The sequence below is a fragment of the Blautia intestinalis genome, from assembly GCF_014297355.1.
GTDB lineage: Bacteria > Bacillota > Clostridia > Lachnospirales > Lachnospiraceae > Blautia_A > Blautia_A intestinalis.
The window spans coordinates 102942-119957 of record NZ_JACOQE010000009.1 but is presented as its reverse complement, the minus strand read 5'-3'; the positions used below and the strand labels follow the sequence as shown (position 1 = coordinate 119957).

General features: G+C 39.8%; 14 protein-coding genes and 1 pseudogene. 11 read left to right on the top strand and 4 right to left on the bottom strand.

Annotation, left to right across the window (positions count from 1 at the left end):
• Window positions 1-43: 43 nt before the first annotated feature.
• The gene (locus tag H8Z79_RS13215) at window positions 44-454 is read left to right on the top strand and encodes a hypothetical protein (protein ID WP_187002869.1); all 411 of its coding nucleotides are present in this window, start codon (window positions 44-46) and stop codon (window positions 452-454) included.
• 193 nt (window positions 455-647) lie between these two features.
• Here the strand turns inward: H8Z79_RS13215 and H8Z79_RS13210 are convergent, their stop codons facing one another.
• The 3 genes from H8Z79_RS13210 to H8Z79_RS13200 are packed head-to-tail and all read right to left on the bottom strand — an operon-like array spanning window position 648 to window position 2209.
• Window positions 648-1190, bottom strand: a complete 543-nt coding sequence (locus H8Z79_RS13210) for an NADH peroxidase (RefSeq protein ID WP_117942749.1) — start codon at window positions 1188-1190, stop codon at window positions 648-650.
• A 45-nt stretch (window positions 1191-1235) separates the two neighbouring features.
• Window positions 1236-1631: a Fur family transcriptional regulator gene (locus H8Z79_RS13205; protein WP_015540677.1), complete on the bottom strand. Its 396-nt coding sequence runs from the start codon at window positions 1629-1631 to the stop codon at window positions 1236-1238.
• Between the two features lie 35 nt (window positions 1632-1666).
• The gene (locus tag H8Z79_RS13200) at window positions 1667-2209 is read right to left on the bottom strand and encodes an NADH peroxidase (RefSeq protein WP_187002868.1); all 543 of its coding nucleotides are present in this window, start codon (window positions 2207-2209) and stop codon (window positions 1667-1669) included.
• A gap of 236 nt (window positions 2210-2445) precedes the next feature.
• Here H8Z79_RS13200 and H8Z79_RS17630 point away from each other — a divergent pair.
• The 10 genes and pseudogenes from H8Z79_RS17630 (at window position 2446) to H8Z79_RS13150 (ending at window position 16213) form a co-directional block, all read left to right on the top strand.
• Window positions 2446-2852 (top strand): annotated as a pseudogene (locus tag H8Z79_RS17630) (IS1096 element passenger TnpR family protein).
• A gap of 187 nt (window positions 2853-3039) precedes the next feature.
• Window positions 3040-4392, top strand: coding sequence for a glycoside hydrolase family 172 protein (locus H8Z79_RS13190; RefSeq protein WP_187002867.1), 1353 nt, complete (start codon window positions 3040-3042; stop codon window positions 4390-4392).
• Between the two features lie 39 nt (window positions 4393-4431).
• A complete protein-coding gene (locus tag H8Z79_RS13185) occupies window positions 4432-5676 on the top strand; it encodes an ABC transporter substrate-binding protein (RefSeq protein ID WP_015540680.1) in 1245 nt (414 codons plus the stop codon).
• Between the two features lie 20 nt (window positions 5677-5696).
• On the top strand, window positions 5697-6590 hold the full coding sequence (locus tag H8Z79_RS13180) for a carbohydrate ABC transporter permease (protein ID WP_015540681.1): 894 nt from the start codon (window positions 5697-5699) through the stop codon (window positions 6588-6590).
• 4 nt (window positions 6591-6594) lie between these two features.
• The gene (locus H8Z79_RS13175; protein ID WP_187002866.1) at window positions 6595-7401 is read left to right on the top strand and encodes a carbohydrate ABC transporter permease; all 807 of its coding nucleotides are present in this window, start codon (window positions 6595-6597) and stop codon (window positions 7399-7401) included.
• A gap of 12 nt (window positions 7402-7413) precedes the next feature.
• A complete protein-coding gene (locus H8Z79_RS17315) occupies window positions 7414-9894 on the top strand; it encodes an alpha-L-rhamnosidase-related protein (RefSeq protein WP_118049057.1) in 2481 nt (826 codons plus the stop codon).
• A gap of 22 nt (window positions 9895-9916) precedes the next feature.
• Window positions 9917-10966 carry a LacI family DNA-binding transcriptional regulator gene (locus H8Z79_RS13165; RefSeq protein ID WP_015540683.1) on the top strand — a complete coding sequence of 350 codons (1050 nt, stop codon included), beginning with the start codon at window positions 9917-9919 and terminating at the stop codon, window positions 10964-10966.
• Window positions 10967-11012: 46 nt separating this feature from the next.
• On the top strand, window positions 11013-12203 hold the full coding sequence (locus H8Z79_RS13160; RefSeq protein WP_015540684.1) for a glycoside hydrolase family 172 protein: 1191 nt from the start codon (window positions 11013-11015) through the stop codon (window positions 12201-12203).
• A 653-nt stretch (window positions 12204-12856) separates the two neighbouring features.
• Window positions 12857-13549 carry a response regulator transcription factor gene (locus H8Z79_RS13155; RefSeq protein ID WP_015540685.1) on the top strand — a complete coding sequence of 231 codons (693 nt, stop codon included), beginning with the start codon at window positions 12857-12859 and terminating at the stop codon, window positions 13547-13549.
• Between the two features lie 87 nt (window positions 13550-13636).
• Window positions 13637-16213 carry a sensor histidine kinase gene (locus tag H8Z79_RS13150; RefSeq protein WP_015540686.1) on the top strand — a complete coding sequence of 859 codons (2577 nt, stop codon included), beginning with the start codon at window positions 13637-13639 and terminating at the stop codon, window positions 16211-16213.
• Window positions 16214-16733: 520 nt separating this feature from the next.
• Here H8Z79_RS13150 and H8Z79_RS13145 read toward each other — a convergent pair.
• Window positions 16734-16946, bottom strand: coding sequence for a FeoA family protein (locus H8Z79_RS13145; protein WP_015540687.1), 213 nt, complete (start codon window positions 16944-16946; stop codon window positions 16734-16736).
• Window positions 16947-17016: the final 70 nt, after the last annotated feature.

The following is a 17016-nucleotide window of genomic DNA, read 5'->3' as shown; positions in this document are numbered from 1 at the left end:
TGTGTGGTAACTTTACAATATCAAATACTGGTAAGAATTGCCATTGCCTATTTTATTATTGAGAAAAAGAAAGCTGCGCCACAGCCTTGGCAGGCCATCGCGCAGCGATTTTGTTCAACCTGTATTAGTTGGAACGCTAGGTGCGGGTGAACTTTATGAATATGACGCAGAAGGGAATACAAAACTTCTTGGCAGTTATGGACTTGATGATAGTTACCGCACACGTGAAGAAATAAATCCAAATTGGCCTGAAATTAATGGAAGTTGGAGAATAGAAAACGGAGAGCTGATTCGTACAGTGACTTCTACAAAAGCGGAAAATAAGTACAAGGTTAAATCATTAGACCACGATGGATATTATTTGTTATGTGGAGCTTCTGGAAATGGCCCAGCTATGATGATTGTTTTATATGATGAGAACAATATGCCATTATATGATTTTAAAGAAAACTAGACTACAGGAAAATAAACAAGAGTCTGCTATGGTCTTGTTTTAGGACTGATTATGTTCAGGTCATCCGTTTTTTAGCGTCTGAATGGTTACAGTTGCACTTACTTTGAGATAAGTCATCTAATTTAGGAAAGGCTCCACCGAGTTCAAGTATGCGAACCCGGGGAGCCTTATTATATTCTGTGTACTTTGTAGATTAGCCGAAGTATCTCTTAAGAAGACCAGCGAATGCTTTGCCGTGTCTGGCTTCGTCTTTTGCCATTTCATGAACAGTGTCATGGATTGCATCAAGGTCAGCTGCTTTTGCACGTTTTGCAAGATCGAATTTACCTGCAGTAGCACCGTTCTCAGCTTCTACACGCATTTCAAGGTTTTTCTTTGTGCTGTCAGTAACAACTTCGCCGAGAAGTTCAGCAAATTTTGCAGCATGCTCAGCTTCTTCATAAGCAGCTTTCTCATAGTAAAGACCGATTTCCGGATAGCCTTCTCTGTGAGCAACTCTTGCCATAGCGAGGTACATACCAACTTCGGAGCATTCACCCTGGAAGTTTGCTCTGAGGTCTGCAACGATGTCTTCGCTGACACCCTGAGCAACACCAACAACATGTTCAGCAGCCCATGTCATTTCTGCATCCTGTTTTGTAAATTTGGAAGCAGGAGCTTTACATACCGGACAAGTTTCCGGAGCAGCGTCACCTTCGTAAACATAACCACATACATTACATACCCATTTAGCCATAATTTTAATCTCCTTTATTTTCGATAAATTCTATTATTTCCTTTATTATACTTCTGTATTCTTCAGACAGTCTTCACAGAGCCCGAAAAAACGTATATCACACGAAGAAATCTTACCACCGAAGTTCCTGACCGCCTTTGGGGCAAGATCGTTCACGTCCTCTGTCTCCAGATCCAGAACCCGCTTGCACTCGGTACACATGAAATGGCAATGCGGGGTGACGCAGCCGTCAAAATGATCGGCGCCGCCAAAACTGGATAATTTCTGGATTTCTCCAAGATCGGATAACAGGGAAAGGTTGCGATATACGGTTCCCAGACTGATGTTGGGATATATTTTTTTTACATTTTCATATACCACATCTGCAGTGGGGTGATCCTTACGTGTCATGAGAAATTCCTTGATGGATTCTCGCTGACGGCTGTATTTCAATGTAGCCATATATCGTTTCCTTTCTGTAATAATTTCCTTGTTTCTTAGCCGAAGTATCTCTTTAATAATCCGGCGAATGCTTTGCCGTGTCTTGCTTCGTCTTTAGCCATCTCATGTACAGTGTCATGGATTGCATCAAGATCAGCTGCTTTTGCACGTTTTGCAAGGTCAAATTTACCGGCAGTAGCACCGTTCTCGGCTTCTACACGCATCTCAAGGTTTTTCTTAGTGCTGTCGGTAACAACTTCACCGAGAAGTTCAGCGAATTTTGCAGCATGCTCAGCTTCTTCGTAAGCAGCTTTCTCATAGTAGAGGCCGATTTCCGGATAGCCCTCTCTGTGAGCAACTCTTGCCATTGCAAGGTACATGCCAACTTCGGAGCATTCACCCTGGAAGTTTGCTCTGAGGTCTTCGATAATGTCTTCGCTGACACCCTGAGCAACACCAACAACGTGCTCGGCAGCCCATGTCATCTCAGCATCCTGTTTTGTAAATTTGGAAGCAGGAGCTTTACATACCGGACAGACTTTCGGAGCAGCGTCACCTTCGTAAACATAACCACATACATTACATACCCATTTTGCCATAGTTTTAATCTCCTTTTCTTTGTAAGTTAGTCTTATTTAATAATAGTAATTGTTACTAATTTCTTGCTGTGACTATAATTTAGCATAATGAGAGAGTTTTGTCAATAAGAATTTGAATAAATATTTCAGCCCATCCATAGAAAATCCATAAAGAATCCACCGAAAAACAGGAGACGCTACCTCCAACGCATATGGATGTGGATAACTTCTCAAAATTTAGCATCTAATCTGTATAAGTGTTACAAATAAGCATAAAAGAGAAAAAGGACTTTGCCAAGAGGAATTTATTCTTCGGTGCTGACAGCACATTAAATCAATTGTGTCAGATTATCCTGGAATCATTTGATTTTATGGATGAGCATCTGTATGAATTTTGTATGGATAACCGTATGTATAGCGAATATGCATATCAGTCAGATCCAGAGGGAGACGAACCTTCTGCGGATATCACACTGGATGAGGTTGGGCTTTGCAAAGGACAGAAATTGCACTTCATTATGATTTTGGGGATGATTGGATGTTCACGATCACGGTTTCAAAAATCAGTGAAGTTCAGGGAGATTTTAAGCCTCGTATCGTTAAAGCAAAAGGAAGCATTCAACAGTATCCAGACTGGGAAGAAGATGAGTTTGGCGAAGAATAATGTGCTGTTTGTGCCTGACGAGAGTTAATTTTACAGGAAGTTAAGACATAAAAAACATTAACAAAATTTGTAAAACAATATTGTTGAAAAATGATAATTGACAAATTTGAAGTCGATGATATACTAAACGTATAAAAACGTTTGCGCAAACGATTGCTTACAGAAAAATACAATTAGGAGGAAAAAAATGCAGAAAAATAATATGTCTTTTTTAAAAAATCTTACAACAGTTGCAGATGCGAGAACTGCCAGAGCTTCCAGCTGGGATCAGAGTGGAAGAAACAAAGATTACTGGCTGGTAAATGCAGGCGACACAGCAGTTATGGCAGATATTGAGGGACCTGGCTGTATCAATCATATCTGGGTGACAACCTTTTGCAGAGAAATCCTTGGTCCGTCTATCCAGCATCCGGTTTTGAGTGGTTCTGTTGCACCGGTAACTGAGATGGAAAATGCAGAAGGTGTTAACTGGGAGCTTAATGATCCAGATTACTATCGCAAGGTTCTGATTCGTATGACCTGGGATGATTTTGAGGGTCCAAGTGTGCTGGCACCATTGGGAGATTTCTTCTGTATTGGTCATTCCATGCCGTCAAGTTTTTCGTCTATTCCTTTTAATGTATCTTCAAGACCTTGTGAAGAGCTGACTTTTGGTGGAACTGCTTCTATGAATTGTTATTTTCCGATGCCTTTTAACAAACGGGCCAAAATAGAGGTGATCAATGAAAATGAAAGACCACTTGGTCTGTTTTTCCATATTGATTATGAGCTTTATCATGAAGAAACTCCGGATATTGCTTATTTTCAGGCCGCTTGGAGACGTGATCTGCCATGCAGTGGATGGGGAAATGATCTTTGCGTAAACTCTCCGGAAGTTAACAGTGTTCCTAATCTTGACGGGAAAGAGAATTTCCTGATGCTGGACACAAAAGGACGTGGTCATTATGTCGGTTGTAATCTTTCTGTACTTCATTTCCAGGGAAGCTGGTGGGGAGAAGGCGACGACATGATTTTGATCGATGATGAAGAAGAACCTAGCATTAATGGAACAGGTGCTGAGGATTATTTTAACCATGCATGGGGAATGCAGAGAAATCAGTCACCTTATAATGGTACGATTATGCATGACGGAGATACAAAAGGATATCAGGTATCCTACAGATTCCATCTTACAGATCCAATTCATTTCAAGAAGCATATTCAGATCAGTATGGAACATGGCCATGCAAATCATCTGTCAGATGACTGGGCATGCACAGCGTACTGGTACCAGGCAGCTCCTGTTACTGCGGTAACCATTCAGCCGATAGAAGAGAGAATTCCGCTTAAGAGAACTTTTGATATTCCGAAACCGGCTCATCAGGTGGAACTTACACCGGAGATGCAGGAAGCTTACAGAAGCCGAAATGAAAGAATGGAAAAATTTAAAGTTGAAAAGGCAGAACAGATCAGACTTAATGCAGCAAGAACAGCACCGTCAGAAGCAGGAAACAAAGAACTGGCTCATAAAGTAAAAGAAGAATTTGACAAAGAAAAATAAATAAGCACATGGTGCATTAAAAAAATGGAGGGTTTTTTGATGAAGTTAAAAAGATTTTTATCAATCATTATGGCTTTGAGTATGACTACAGCGGTATTTACCCCTGTATATGCAAGTGAAGAAAAAGAAAAGCTTACTCTCTGGGATTTCCATAATGGCTCTGAGGCAGAATCTGTCCAGGAAATGGTTGATGAATATAATCAGTCACAGGATAAAGTGGAAATTGAATATTCAAGTGTTAATCAGACAGATTATACCACAACACTTGTGACAACCGCATATGCAAATGGTGAATGCCCTGATATTCTCTGGGTAGAACCGGCAACTTACAAAAAATTCACGGAAGCAGGAATGTTGGCAGACCTTTCTTCCTACTATACAGATGATCTGAAAAAGGATATTCTTCCCTCATACCTTGAAGCGGCAACCGGAGACGATGGAAAAATTTATACATTGCCATTTGAGTGTGAGACTCTTGGACTGTTTTATGATGCGGATGTACTTAAAGAAGAAGGCATTGAACCACCGACAACGTGGGAGGAACTGAAGAGTGCAGCTGAAAAACTCACAACAGATGACAGATATGGAATCGTTCTTCCGGTAGAAAAAACAGCATATACACTGTTTAACTGGTGGCCATTTATGTGGATGGATGATGCAGATATTTATGATGCTGATGGTAATGTAACAATTGGCAGCGACAATATGGCAGATGCCCTTGATTTCTGGGGATCATTTTATCAGAACGGATACTGCCCATCATCATTACAGAGCGGCCCATGGAGTATTGATAATATTGCAAATGGCGTAGCTGCTATGCAGATTGGCGGAACCTATATGATAAATGCAGCAGAAGAATACAACAAAGATGGACATAATATTGGAGTTGTACCGCTTCCGACACCGGAAGGAAAAGATGCTGTAACTGTCGCAGGAGGACAGATGCTGGGAGTTTCCAGTCAGAGCAAAGATGTTGATGCAGCAGCTGATTTTATTTTCTGGTGTTTCGGAAGCGATGATACAACTAATGTCGTAAAATGGTGCACAGAAACCAAATTTGCATATCCGGTACGTCAGTCCATAATCGATAATAATAAAGACCTTTTCCAGGAAGGAATAAAGGCAACCTTTACAGAATTTTATGATACAGCAAGACCTGAACCACAGTATTCAGCTGAAGTATCAGATATTATGGGGGATACATTGCAGGCTGTAATGTTTGGAGGAAGCTCAGGTGAGGAAGCAGCAAAGGATGCACAGGAAAAGATTGAAGCATTAAAATAAAACACAAAAGAGGTAGAATTATGAAGCAGAAAGGAAAAATGTCCGGTAAAAAAATGAAACAAATGCTTGTAACATATACATTTGTTCTTCCTGATTTTATTGGTCTTCTGGTTTTTATTATCATACCAATCATATATTCGTTTTATATGAGTTTATATAACTGGAATTTTGCGAATATAAAGGAATTTATTGGATTACAGAATTATGTAACAATGTTTAGTGATTCTGAATGGTGGCAGTCTCTGGGAAGAACTTTTAAATTAACTTTACTGTATGTTCCGGCATTATTTATATTGTCAATATTATTTGCAGTTTTGATTAACTATGTCAAAAACGAAAAAGCTGCCGGATTTGTAAAAACAGCTTTTCTGCTTCCATATTCTATCACATCTGTAATTGCAAGCTGTCTGTGGATGTTTCTTTATATGGACAGAAGTGGATTTATCAATGTATTTCTGAAGGCCTTTGGACTGAAAGGAGAAAAGTTTCTGGGATCTACTTCTCAGGCAATGGTTTGTATTGCAGTTGTTTTGATATGGATCAATCTGGGTTATAATATTATTCTTTTTCTATCAGCAATAAAAGATATACCTTACAGCTATTATGAAGCAGCAAAACTGGATGGAGCAAATTCCTGGCAGATTTTCTGGAAGATAACGTTTCCGTTATTAAAGCCAACCAGCGTTTTTGTACTGATCACATCAGTGATTGCATCCTTCCAGTGTCTGGATCTTATCATGGTAATGACCGGGGGTGGACCGGCAAAATCGACAGAAGTTGCCAGTCTGTATATATACAAACAGTCATTTGAAATGATGAAGGCTGGATATGGAGCCGGATTGTCAGTTGTAATGTTTCTAATTCTGACAGTGCTTGCCGTTATCATGTTAAAAATAAATGGAAAGGAGGAATGATGATATGAAGAAAAAAACAAATAACATACTTGCAGTAATTCTTATAGTATTGGGAATTGTAATGTTGTTTCCGATTTACATTTTATTTATGGTCAGTTTTAGAAATGAAAAAACTGTTTTTGTAGGATCACTGATCACAGCATCTCCTTCTTTTGAAAGTATAAAATCAGCGATAACACCGGATTTTCTTGTTGCAATCGGTAATTCATTTCTTATTGCAGTAGCAGTTACGATTATTGCTTTAATTCTTCATTCAATGTGTGGATACGCATTTGCAAGAATGAATTTTCCGGGGAAAAAGCCGATGTTTACAGTGATTATCAGTACTTTGATGATTCCTGTATCGTCTATTCTTGTACCTTTGTTTATGATATGTAAACAATTAGGAATTACAAACAGCTATGCTGGAATTCTGTTACCGGCATTGTTTAATGCTTATGGTATATTTTTGTTCAGACAGTTTTATATGAGTTTCCCTGTAGATCTTGAAGAGGCTGCAAAACTGGATGGCTGTTCTACCTACAGAATGTTTTTCACAATTATTTTTCCACTTTCACGACCGATCATTATTCCACTGTGTATTGCCTTTTTCCTGGGTAACTGGAACAATTATCTTTGGCCGTTGATCGTAAATAAGAAACCGGAATATCGAACAATTATGGTGCATCTCGCAAATATGGTTGGAGGCTATAACACGAAGTGGAATGTGGTTATTGCAAGTGCAATGCTGGCCTGCTTGCCGGTATTTCTGATATCGCTTTTCCTGCAAAGCCATTTGCAGAACAGCATAAAAATGTCAGGCATCAAATAGGAGGGAAAGCTTGTGGAAATCAGAGAAAGTTATGAAACCAGAAGACGCGAAGAAGAATACAGGGCAGCTCTGGAAAAATCAGTACATTATTTTAGTGGGAACAGCTATATTACAGAACTCAGAAAAATGGGTTATGATCAGGCAAAACTGCAGGTAGAATATGAAACAGAAGAATCTGGAAAGCAGATAATCTGCAGTGCGGCAGCAGAAACAAAAACATTTTTTGACACAAAGGCTACAGAAAAATTCAGTGCAAAAAATAGTCTTTTTAAATGCGAAGATGTGAATATTTATGGTGATATCAGGCAAATTTACAGCCTTGAAAATAATGGTAAAAAGACAGTTTACGGCTTGACAGAATCAGATGGGATACAGAACTATATCACCATTCCCTATGTTTCAGGAGAAGACGGGAAAGTATATGAAGACATTTCCTCTCATAGAATCTGGAAGCGTGAATTTAGTGCAAAAACATCAGATCTGGACTGTGCGCTGAGATTTCGTATCGCACCGGATATCTGGCCGAATATAAAAATCAAAGAAGCAGATTTGTCACCTGAGGATATTTTTGCACATGCTTATGAAGCTATTTTTGATATAGAAACAAAAGGTAAAAAACAAGTGGAAATTCAGCTCCCTTATCAGACATTTTACTGGAATTCTGATACGGAAATGCTTATATGCGGAAAGTACCAGATTGAAATAAAATGCGATGAAAAGCTGTCCTTTGTAGCAGTATTTGACCAGTATGTAACAGAAATTATCGCAGGTGATAAGGTGCTGGTACTGCTGAATAATCTGACCAATGAAGCAAAAGAAATCAGTGTTATTGATATCAGTGGAAATCTTGGAAAAATCCGAGTTGGAGAAAATAATGATCCACATATCCATGTGGTGACAGAGAAAGAAACAGAGACTGAGATTACTGTATACGGACTGAGAGGTCTGGCATACAGTAAAGAAGCAACAGAAGCATTGAGAAGAAAAAAGAGCGAAGACAGGCTTATCTTCGCAAATGACAAGTTTAAAGTTTATGATAATCATGTTGAAGATATCTGTTATGGGAAACCGGATGCGTATATCATAAACTCAGAAGAAATTGTGTCAGCAGACAGGATTCTTGAAGAATTTCAATGGAGAAAAACAAAATGGGGCGACATGACAAGAAAGTCATGGAGAACAGACAAGTGGACAGCAGATAGGAATCTGAAAAAATATCCTATACTGAAATCCAGTTCTGATATTCTTTCCGCAACATGGAATCTGGCGATGACAGTCTTTGACCGTTGTACCGATGGCGGATATGCACTTCCCGGACAGGAACATATGTGGCAGGCAGGACTCTTTCAGTGCAAAGGGGAGGGTTTTGGAGTCTGGCTGAGGGATTCTGTGCATATAGCGATGCGTGGCGGCAGTCTGATCGATCCGGAAACAGCAGGGCGTTCCCTTTTGTATGCTATAAAAAAAGGATTTGACAATGGAAGCGACGGACCGGCAATGGGGGCTGTCGGATTGTGGGATTATTATCTGGCTACTGGCGACAGAAGCTTACTTGAAGATGGATATGACGTACTAAGAGAAACAATGACAGAGATTGAAAACAGATATAATGAGGATAAAGGTCTTGTACGTGCAGAACAGTCTACTTCTAATGATGCGTTTCCTGAACCGGAAAATGCCGGTTATTCCCTGGGTAGTGAATGTTATTACATGAAGGCATATGATTCCATGGCAAAGATAGAAAAGCTTTTGCATGGAGAAAATGAAAATTCTGAAAAATGGAGTAGGGTTTCCGAACAATTGCGTGAGAAAATTCGCGAGGAATACTGGAATGATGAGGCTGGATACTTTACCAGCGGGCCAAAAGGCAGTGAAGCATATGAAAAGAAAATCTGGGAGACTTCTGGTGAGGAAGCCGCTCTGTGGGATAAGTTCCAAATTGCAACACAGAAACAGCGAAGAAAAATCCTGAACAGTGGAATACATACTGCGATGACACCATATGGAATCCGCTTGTTCCCTCACAGGAAAGAGCGTAACCATTTCGTGGGACCGGTATGGCCGGTATGGGAATCTGGCTTCGCTTCTGCGGCAGCTGAAACACAGAACAGAGAACTTTTGCTTACAATGCTTGCACAACAAATGAGAACAGCAGTTCTCCATAAAAATTTTCATGAAGTTCTTGAAGCTGATACAGGGAAATCCTGGAGATGGCCGGGACAGCTCTGGCATGCCTGCGGATTTGCCGCACAGGTTTTATATGGTATTTTGGGAATCAGCTATGATGAACAGGGCCTGAGATTTCAGCCATGTGTTCCAGATGCTTTTAAAGGACTTGAAATAGAAAATCTGAATTACCAGTCAGCAAAACTAACTGTCAAAACAAGTGGCGTTGGAACTGTGGAATATGTTATATTTGATGGTGAAAAAGTTGATTTTATACCATATGGTCTTACTGGAAATCATATAGTCCATATAAAGCTGAAAAATTAATATGAACAGAGAGTGAAAGCATATGAAAGCAAAGATTACAGATGTGGCTCAAAAAGCCAACGTTTCCATATCCACAGTATCGCATGTGTTGAATCACACACGTTTTGTATCCGAAGAGACCAGAAAAAAAGTCATGGATGCAGTAGAAGAATTGGGATATTCACCGGATGCATCTGGCAGAACTTTTCGCACCGGCAAAAAAATGATGATAGGACTTGTTGTACCAGATATTACAAACTCCGTTTTTGCTGCACTTATTGAAGATGTAGATGATGTGATATCAAAACAGGGATATAATTTGGTTATTTCCAATACAAGAGATAATCTTAGAATGGAAAAACAGGCGTTAAGAAGTTTGGCATCAGGTGTTGTAGACGGAATTGTGATTGCTTCTACGGCAGAAGATTTTCAAACAATAAAGAGCCAAATGCCAGATAAGTTTCCACTGGTATTCATGGATCGAGTGTTGCCAGATCGAAATTATGACAGTGTTATTTTGGATTGTCGGGAGGCAACTGCCAAAATGCTGGAAGAAATGATTGGAAATGGATTTAGAAAGATTGGTTTTCTGGTCGGTCTGCCACAGATTAGCCCAACATATGAAAGGGTAAGTATCTATCAGGAGATTTTAAATAAGCATGGCATACCGGAAGAAGAACAATACATCCGGTACATCAATCGTAAAAATAATACGTATGATGTAGCCAGTGAGTTGATTGAAAAAGGATGTACAGCACTTATAGCGACAAACACAGCAATGACTCACAGTGTGCTGAATTGTGTGGAAGACAGAGGGTTAAAGCTCGGAGAAGAGATAGTTATAGGTGGCTTTGTAGATTCTGATTTTGCAAATCGCTTTATGCATAAGATTCCGGTAGTTTATGAGCCGATGAAAGAAATGGGAAAACTTGCAGGAGAGATGATCGTAGAAAAAATAGAAGATAAAAACGAAAAATTTTCTGTAAAAGCGCTGCTATGTGAATATGACTCTAATAACTTTTACAGAAATCAGGTAGCGAAATACAAAGTAACAGGAAACACAGACACCACACAGACAAAGAGTATGCTGTAATGAAAGTTGACATTATATCACCTTTCAGACAAAAGAGAGGTATTTTATGTTAGAAAATAAATTGTTTAAATTTGAAGAGGGTGTTGTATCAAGATGGGCAAGCTATGAAAATCCAGATGGTGCAAAAGGTGCTGGTGGAACAGTGAGAAATGGCAGAAAAGGAGCTCCTTGGTTTACACTGAATCCAGGAGAGAGCCGGGTTTTAGCTCATGCTGAAAATACAAGTGGTATTATCCGACGCATGTGGATTACAATTAGTGATCAGACCCCAGAAACTTTGAGAGGAATAAAATTGGAGATGTTCTGGGATAATAGCGAGAAGCCTGCAGTAAGTGTTCCATTTGGTGACTTTTTCTGTGTGGGATTGGGAAAAGTTGCAACATTTAAAAATGCATTATTCTCAAATCCGGAAGGACGTAATTTCAGCACCTATATTCCAATGCCATTCAAAACAGGTATGAAAATTTTAGTTACAAATGAATCCAGTGTTACGATTAAGCATTTTTACTATGATATTGATTATACACTGGGTGATAAGTTCACAGAGGATACTTTGTATTTCCATGCTTTCTTTAACAGAGAAAATCCTACACACATGAAAAAAGATTTTGAATTGCTTCCATACATTGAAGGAAAAGGAAGATTTTTAGGCACTAATATGGGTGTTCGGTGCAATAAAAAACTGTATTCAGATACATGGTGGGGCGAGGGTGAATTCAAAGCGTATATTGATGGCGATACTGATTATCCGACCATATGTGGTACAGGTGTAGAGGATTATATTGGAACAGCATGGGGACAGGATTATTATTATGATCTGTACTGTGGCTGCCCGGTATATGATAAGGAGAATATGGAATTGTGCTGTTACCGTTTCCACATTCCGGATCCTATTTATTTCAACAGTAATTTTAAAGCAACGATACAGCAGATAGGTGGAGTTGACAGAGATGATTATTTCCATCATGCTCAGTTGCTGTATAAGAATAAGATAGCCAATAATCAGGTGATTTCTGTTGATGGAGATCCTATAGATTTTGCTGATATTCCAATGCTGAATGGTATCCCTCTTTTATTTGAAAGGGAAGATGACTGGTCATGCTGTACTTATTTCTACTTAGATAAGCCTGAAAATAATTTACCGGAATTAATGGATGTTTCCGAAAGGACGAAAGATTTGGTTGCCCGCCCTGGCTTTATGGGAAAATATCCACAGGATATGCCGCTGTTTCGTTAGCAGCCGGTAAGTGAAAATTATAAGTGAAAGTTTTTTTACTTTATTGAAAAAAATAAAGTTCACAAAATTCTCAAATTTGAAATATGTATTTTGCACAAAAAAATAAGAAAGTCTATTGATAAAGGAATAAATACGATATAATTCCCATAAAACATAAAGGCTTTACCCAGAGAATTATTGAAGTAGAGAATGTGCTGCTACACACCCTATGGGTCAAAAGAAATGTAGGAAGGGGCACACCCGCCAATAATTCTTTGGTTTAGCAATATAGATGATACTATGGGGCTATCGGGAAATAGATAGTTCTAAAACAGGGAGTGTATGACTCACAACGAGTCATACACTCCCTAAAATTTATCTGAAAAAAGAAAAAAAGATGGCTAACGACAACCATCTTTCTCTCCGTTACATGTTATAATGTAACTATGCTAACAACTAATTATTATAACGATTTTTTTGAATTAGGGCAACAGAAAATTAACTTTAGTTTCTTCGAAATTTATTCTTCGGTGCTGTTATTCAGATATAAATAAAGAGTATTTTCTGTTACAATGGAAAAGGTTAAAAAGATAAGAGAATCTTAAGATTTTACCCCACAGATATTAATTCTTAACAGCTATAGTAAGACCATAACAAACAGGAGGCAGGGGACAATGGCAGAGATACTGGTATGCGATGATGACAGGGACATCGTAGAGGCAATAGAAATCTATCTGACGCAGGAGGGACATCACATTCTGAAGGCATATGACGGTGAGCAGGCGATTCGGGCGCTGCAGAGTAATCCGGTGGATCTTTTGATCATTGATGTAATGATGCCGAAGCTTGACGGCATTCGGGCAACGCTGAAAATACGTGAAAAAAATGCGCTGCCAATCATCATTTTATCAGCAAAATCAGAGGATGCAGACAAAATTCTCGGATTAAACGTCGGAGCAGATGATTATGTGACGAAACCGTTTAATCCGCTGGAGCTGGTGGCGAGAGTGAAATCTCAGCTTCGCAGATACACCCAGCTCGGGGCAGCTGCAGAAAAAAGAGGCAATATTTATGAGACCGGCGGGCTGATGATCGATGATGACCGCAAAGAAGTCACAGTTGACGGAGAGGTTGTAAAGCTGACACCGATCGAGTACCGTATTCTTCTTTTACTGGTGAAAAATCAGGGACGCGTTTTTTCTATTAATCAGATTTATGAAAGTATCTGGGAGGAAGAAGCAATCGCAGCGGACAACACGGTCGCAGTTCATATCCGGCATATCAGAGAAAAGATTGAGATCAATCCGAAGGAGCCGCGTTATCTGAAAGTAGTGTGGGGACTTGGGTATAAAGTGGAAAAGATCTGAACTTCGTCCTTTGGTTGTGGAAAATATCCTGCACAACTTCTCTACCTGTTACCGAGGCTGGTTTATATAGAAAGGAATGGGGCATAAATGAAAAAAAGATGGTATAGAAAGAGTGGCATAAAGGGACTTCTTGTGCTGCTGACGATATTTTTTGTGACGGTTTCCTGCGTGGGAGCCGGAGCATCCGCAGTGATCATGAATAAAGGGGTTCAGCCGCTGGACAGCAAAAGCTACGTGGATTCGCAGAGTTTCAGAGACAATGTTTATAATCTTTCGCATACGATTGTCAATGCGATCAGTAACAGATATATTCTGGATCAGGCATCGGATGATGAGCTGGTCGATCTCGCCGAACTGAACCAGGGGACAGAGCTGACACACAAAAATACGTCGGGGCTTGCATACAGGGCAGGAGATCTGTACGACTGGGCCAAAAAATCGTCCTGGGACAGAAGTGTAAATGTTCTGATATGCCGTCAGCCGGACGGTAATGATTACTACATGTATTATAATGATTTTGCTGACAAGATCATCACCGGGGAACTGAAGCTTGTTTTTGGAAGCGAGGAAGGACAGGAAGAATATACAAAAGATATACTGTCCATGCTTTCGGGTAAGGAATATATCTATTATGGATACACTGATAACAGTATAGGAATCCGTAATGACGGAGTGGAATACGTTGCAGATGCAGAGGGCAATGTTGTTTACACAGATGTATATAATTATGAGTCCAGCGGAAATAATGATGCTCCATTGAAGGAAGAATATAAGCCGGATGGAGCGGACGGCATTCTTGATGTTGTAAATAACAGTAAAGAATGGAAAGGGAACATCAGCAGAGCATATCAGTATTTATATGAGGCACTGGTAGAATACAGTGACGCATCATATGGTGAGAAAATCCTGAAAACATATACGCAGGGTGCGACAAATATCAACTATATGTATGTAGATACAAAGTCCGATAAAGTGTACAGTAATATAAATGGGGTCACTTCGGCAAATTATGAAAAAATGCTGGATAAGCTGACATCTGGTGCTGATCCTTTCATGCTCATTTCACCGGAGATGCAGGACTGTATACTTGGTTTTACTAATGTTTCGGATTGGACAGTATCTTACTGGCAGAGTATGGTTGAGAATACAGGATTTGCCGGAGAAAATTATCTTTACTTTGTTTCTGTAGATAAAGATTTTCCTGTATTAGACAGAATCAAGCAGGAAAAACTGGCTTATGAGAAGTTTGAACCATGGCTGGTGCCGATCATGGTTGTTTCTGTGGCTGCATTTATTCTGGCACTCGTAGGAATTGTGATTCTGACAGTTGCAGCAGGACGAAACAACGAAGATGAAAAAGTACATCTGAATTTCTTTGACCGATGGTATACAGAGATTGCAGCAGGTATGATTGTTGTAATCTGGCTGATGGGACTTTCAATACTGATACAGGCAATGGATTCAGAAGAAATGCGGATAATCTGGGAAGTCATTGATTTCGGAATGATCGGCATTTGGACAGGAGGCTGGTTCCTGACGGGCTGGCTCAGTCTGGTGCGCAGGATCAAAGCGAGATCACTGTGGAGAGATTCACTTCTCAGACATGTGTTGCGGATGATTAAAAAAATTTTCAAAGCTATCGGAAATCTGGTGGTTTTTATGAGTAAAAATACCATCAGCAGAATAAAGATAGCTGCCGGGTTTGGATGTTTTGTATTTGCACAGATGCTGCTTGTTATGTTGGGATTTGGAGCTGGTGCCATGCTTCCCTTGTTGCTTTTGCTTGTATTGGATGTGGCAGTACTTTACTGGCTGCTGAAAAAGGCATGGGGACGAGAACAGATCATTGGTGGTTTGAAAAAAATCACAGACGGTGAGCTGCAATATAAAATTCCAACGGAAAAACTCTCCGGTGAACAGGAAATGGTGGCGGATTATATTAACCATATCGGGGAGGGACTGGACGCAGCCGTAGAAAACAGCCTCAAGAACGAGCGGATGAAGACAGAACTGATCACGAATGTTTCACATGATATCAAGACACCGTTGACATCGATCATCAACTATATAGATCTTCTCAAGAGAGAAAATCCGGAAGATCCCAAGATCAGGGGGTATCTGGAAGTTCTGGAAAATAAGGCACAGAGACTGAAGGTTCTTACAGAAGATGTCGTAGAGGCATCCAAGGCAAGTACCGGAAATATCACACTGGAAATGACAGAACTGAATTTTGTAGAGCTGGTCAATCAGGTGATCGGAGAATTTGAAGAGAAATTTGAAGAAAGAAAGCTTCAGATGATAGTTCATTTTGATGAGGAAGAGGCAATCATCTGTGCCGATGGACGAAGACTCTGGAGAGTTCTGGAGAATGTCTTTGGAAACACAGCTAAATATGCCATGGAAAACACGAGAGTTTATGTAGATGTAAGTGTGAATCGTCCGAATGTACAGCTCTCCCTCAAGAATATTTCCGCGCAGCCGCTGAATATTACGGCAGACGAATTGACAGAGCGTTTTATCCGCGGGGATGTTTCCAGAAATACTGAAGGAAGCGGTCTGGGATTGTCTATCGCGAAAGACCTTGTGCAGCTGCAGGGAGGTACGTTTAACCTGTATCTTGACGGGGATCTGTTTAAAGTGACGATAGAATTTAAGATGAAGTAACAAAAAAAAACTGTCGATTGTATAGAAATATATAATTGGCAGTTTTTTCACATTATAAGATATTATATGTCTGTGATATATGAAATAACCATTCAGACAGGCTTCGTCGTCCGGAAGTACTAAAGATATTCCTGATTGTTAAAAGCGCTTATAAAAATCGTAAACTCGTTTCACTCAAACAGTACGATTTTTATTCGCAACACAGTCAGATCATATCTAAGTACTTCTCAGACTCCTGCAGAAAGTCTGGATGGTTATTTCAATATACAGACATTTTTATTTTCTTATATCGGAGATGTAAAAGATAGATATAGTATATTTTTTATACTTCACGATGATTTTATTTCACGGGGCAGGTGATAGCCCTGTTTCATATCAGAGAAGTATGAGACTTTCTATTCATAATGATTCAAAACGGGGAGAATTGTAAAAAATTTCTGTACATGAAAAACAGCCGGTGAGATATAGCCGCAAAAATTTGTACGGAACTTTTTACGACTATCCCCGTATCCTCATTACCCTATACCTGAATCCGGTCGGCAACCTCATTGCCGACTGCCAGCCTTCGGTTGTTGCTTCCGATGATCAGCCAGTCCCGGCACTTCTGGATGACCTGAATGGTACTGCCTTCTTTAATATCCATGTTTCTCATCGTTTCCAGAATCTCCGGAATGCCAAACATCCATTTGATCGTACAGGTATCGCCTGCATTTGTCTGTGATAAAGCCTGCATAAAAGTCCCTCCTTTAGGAAAGATAGAAAAGAGTTAACGTCAGATAATTTACACTTTAATTATTGAATTA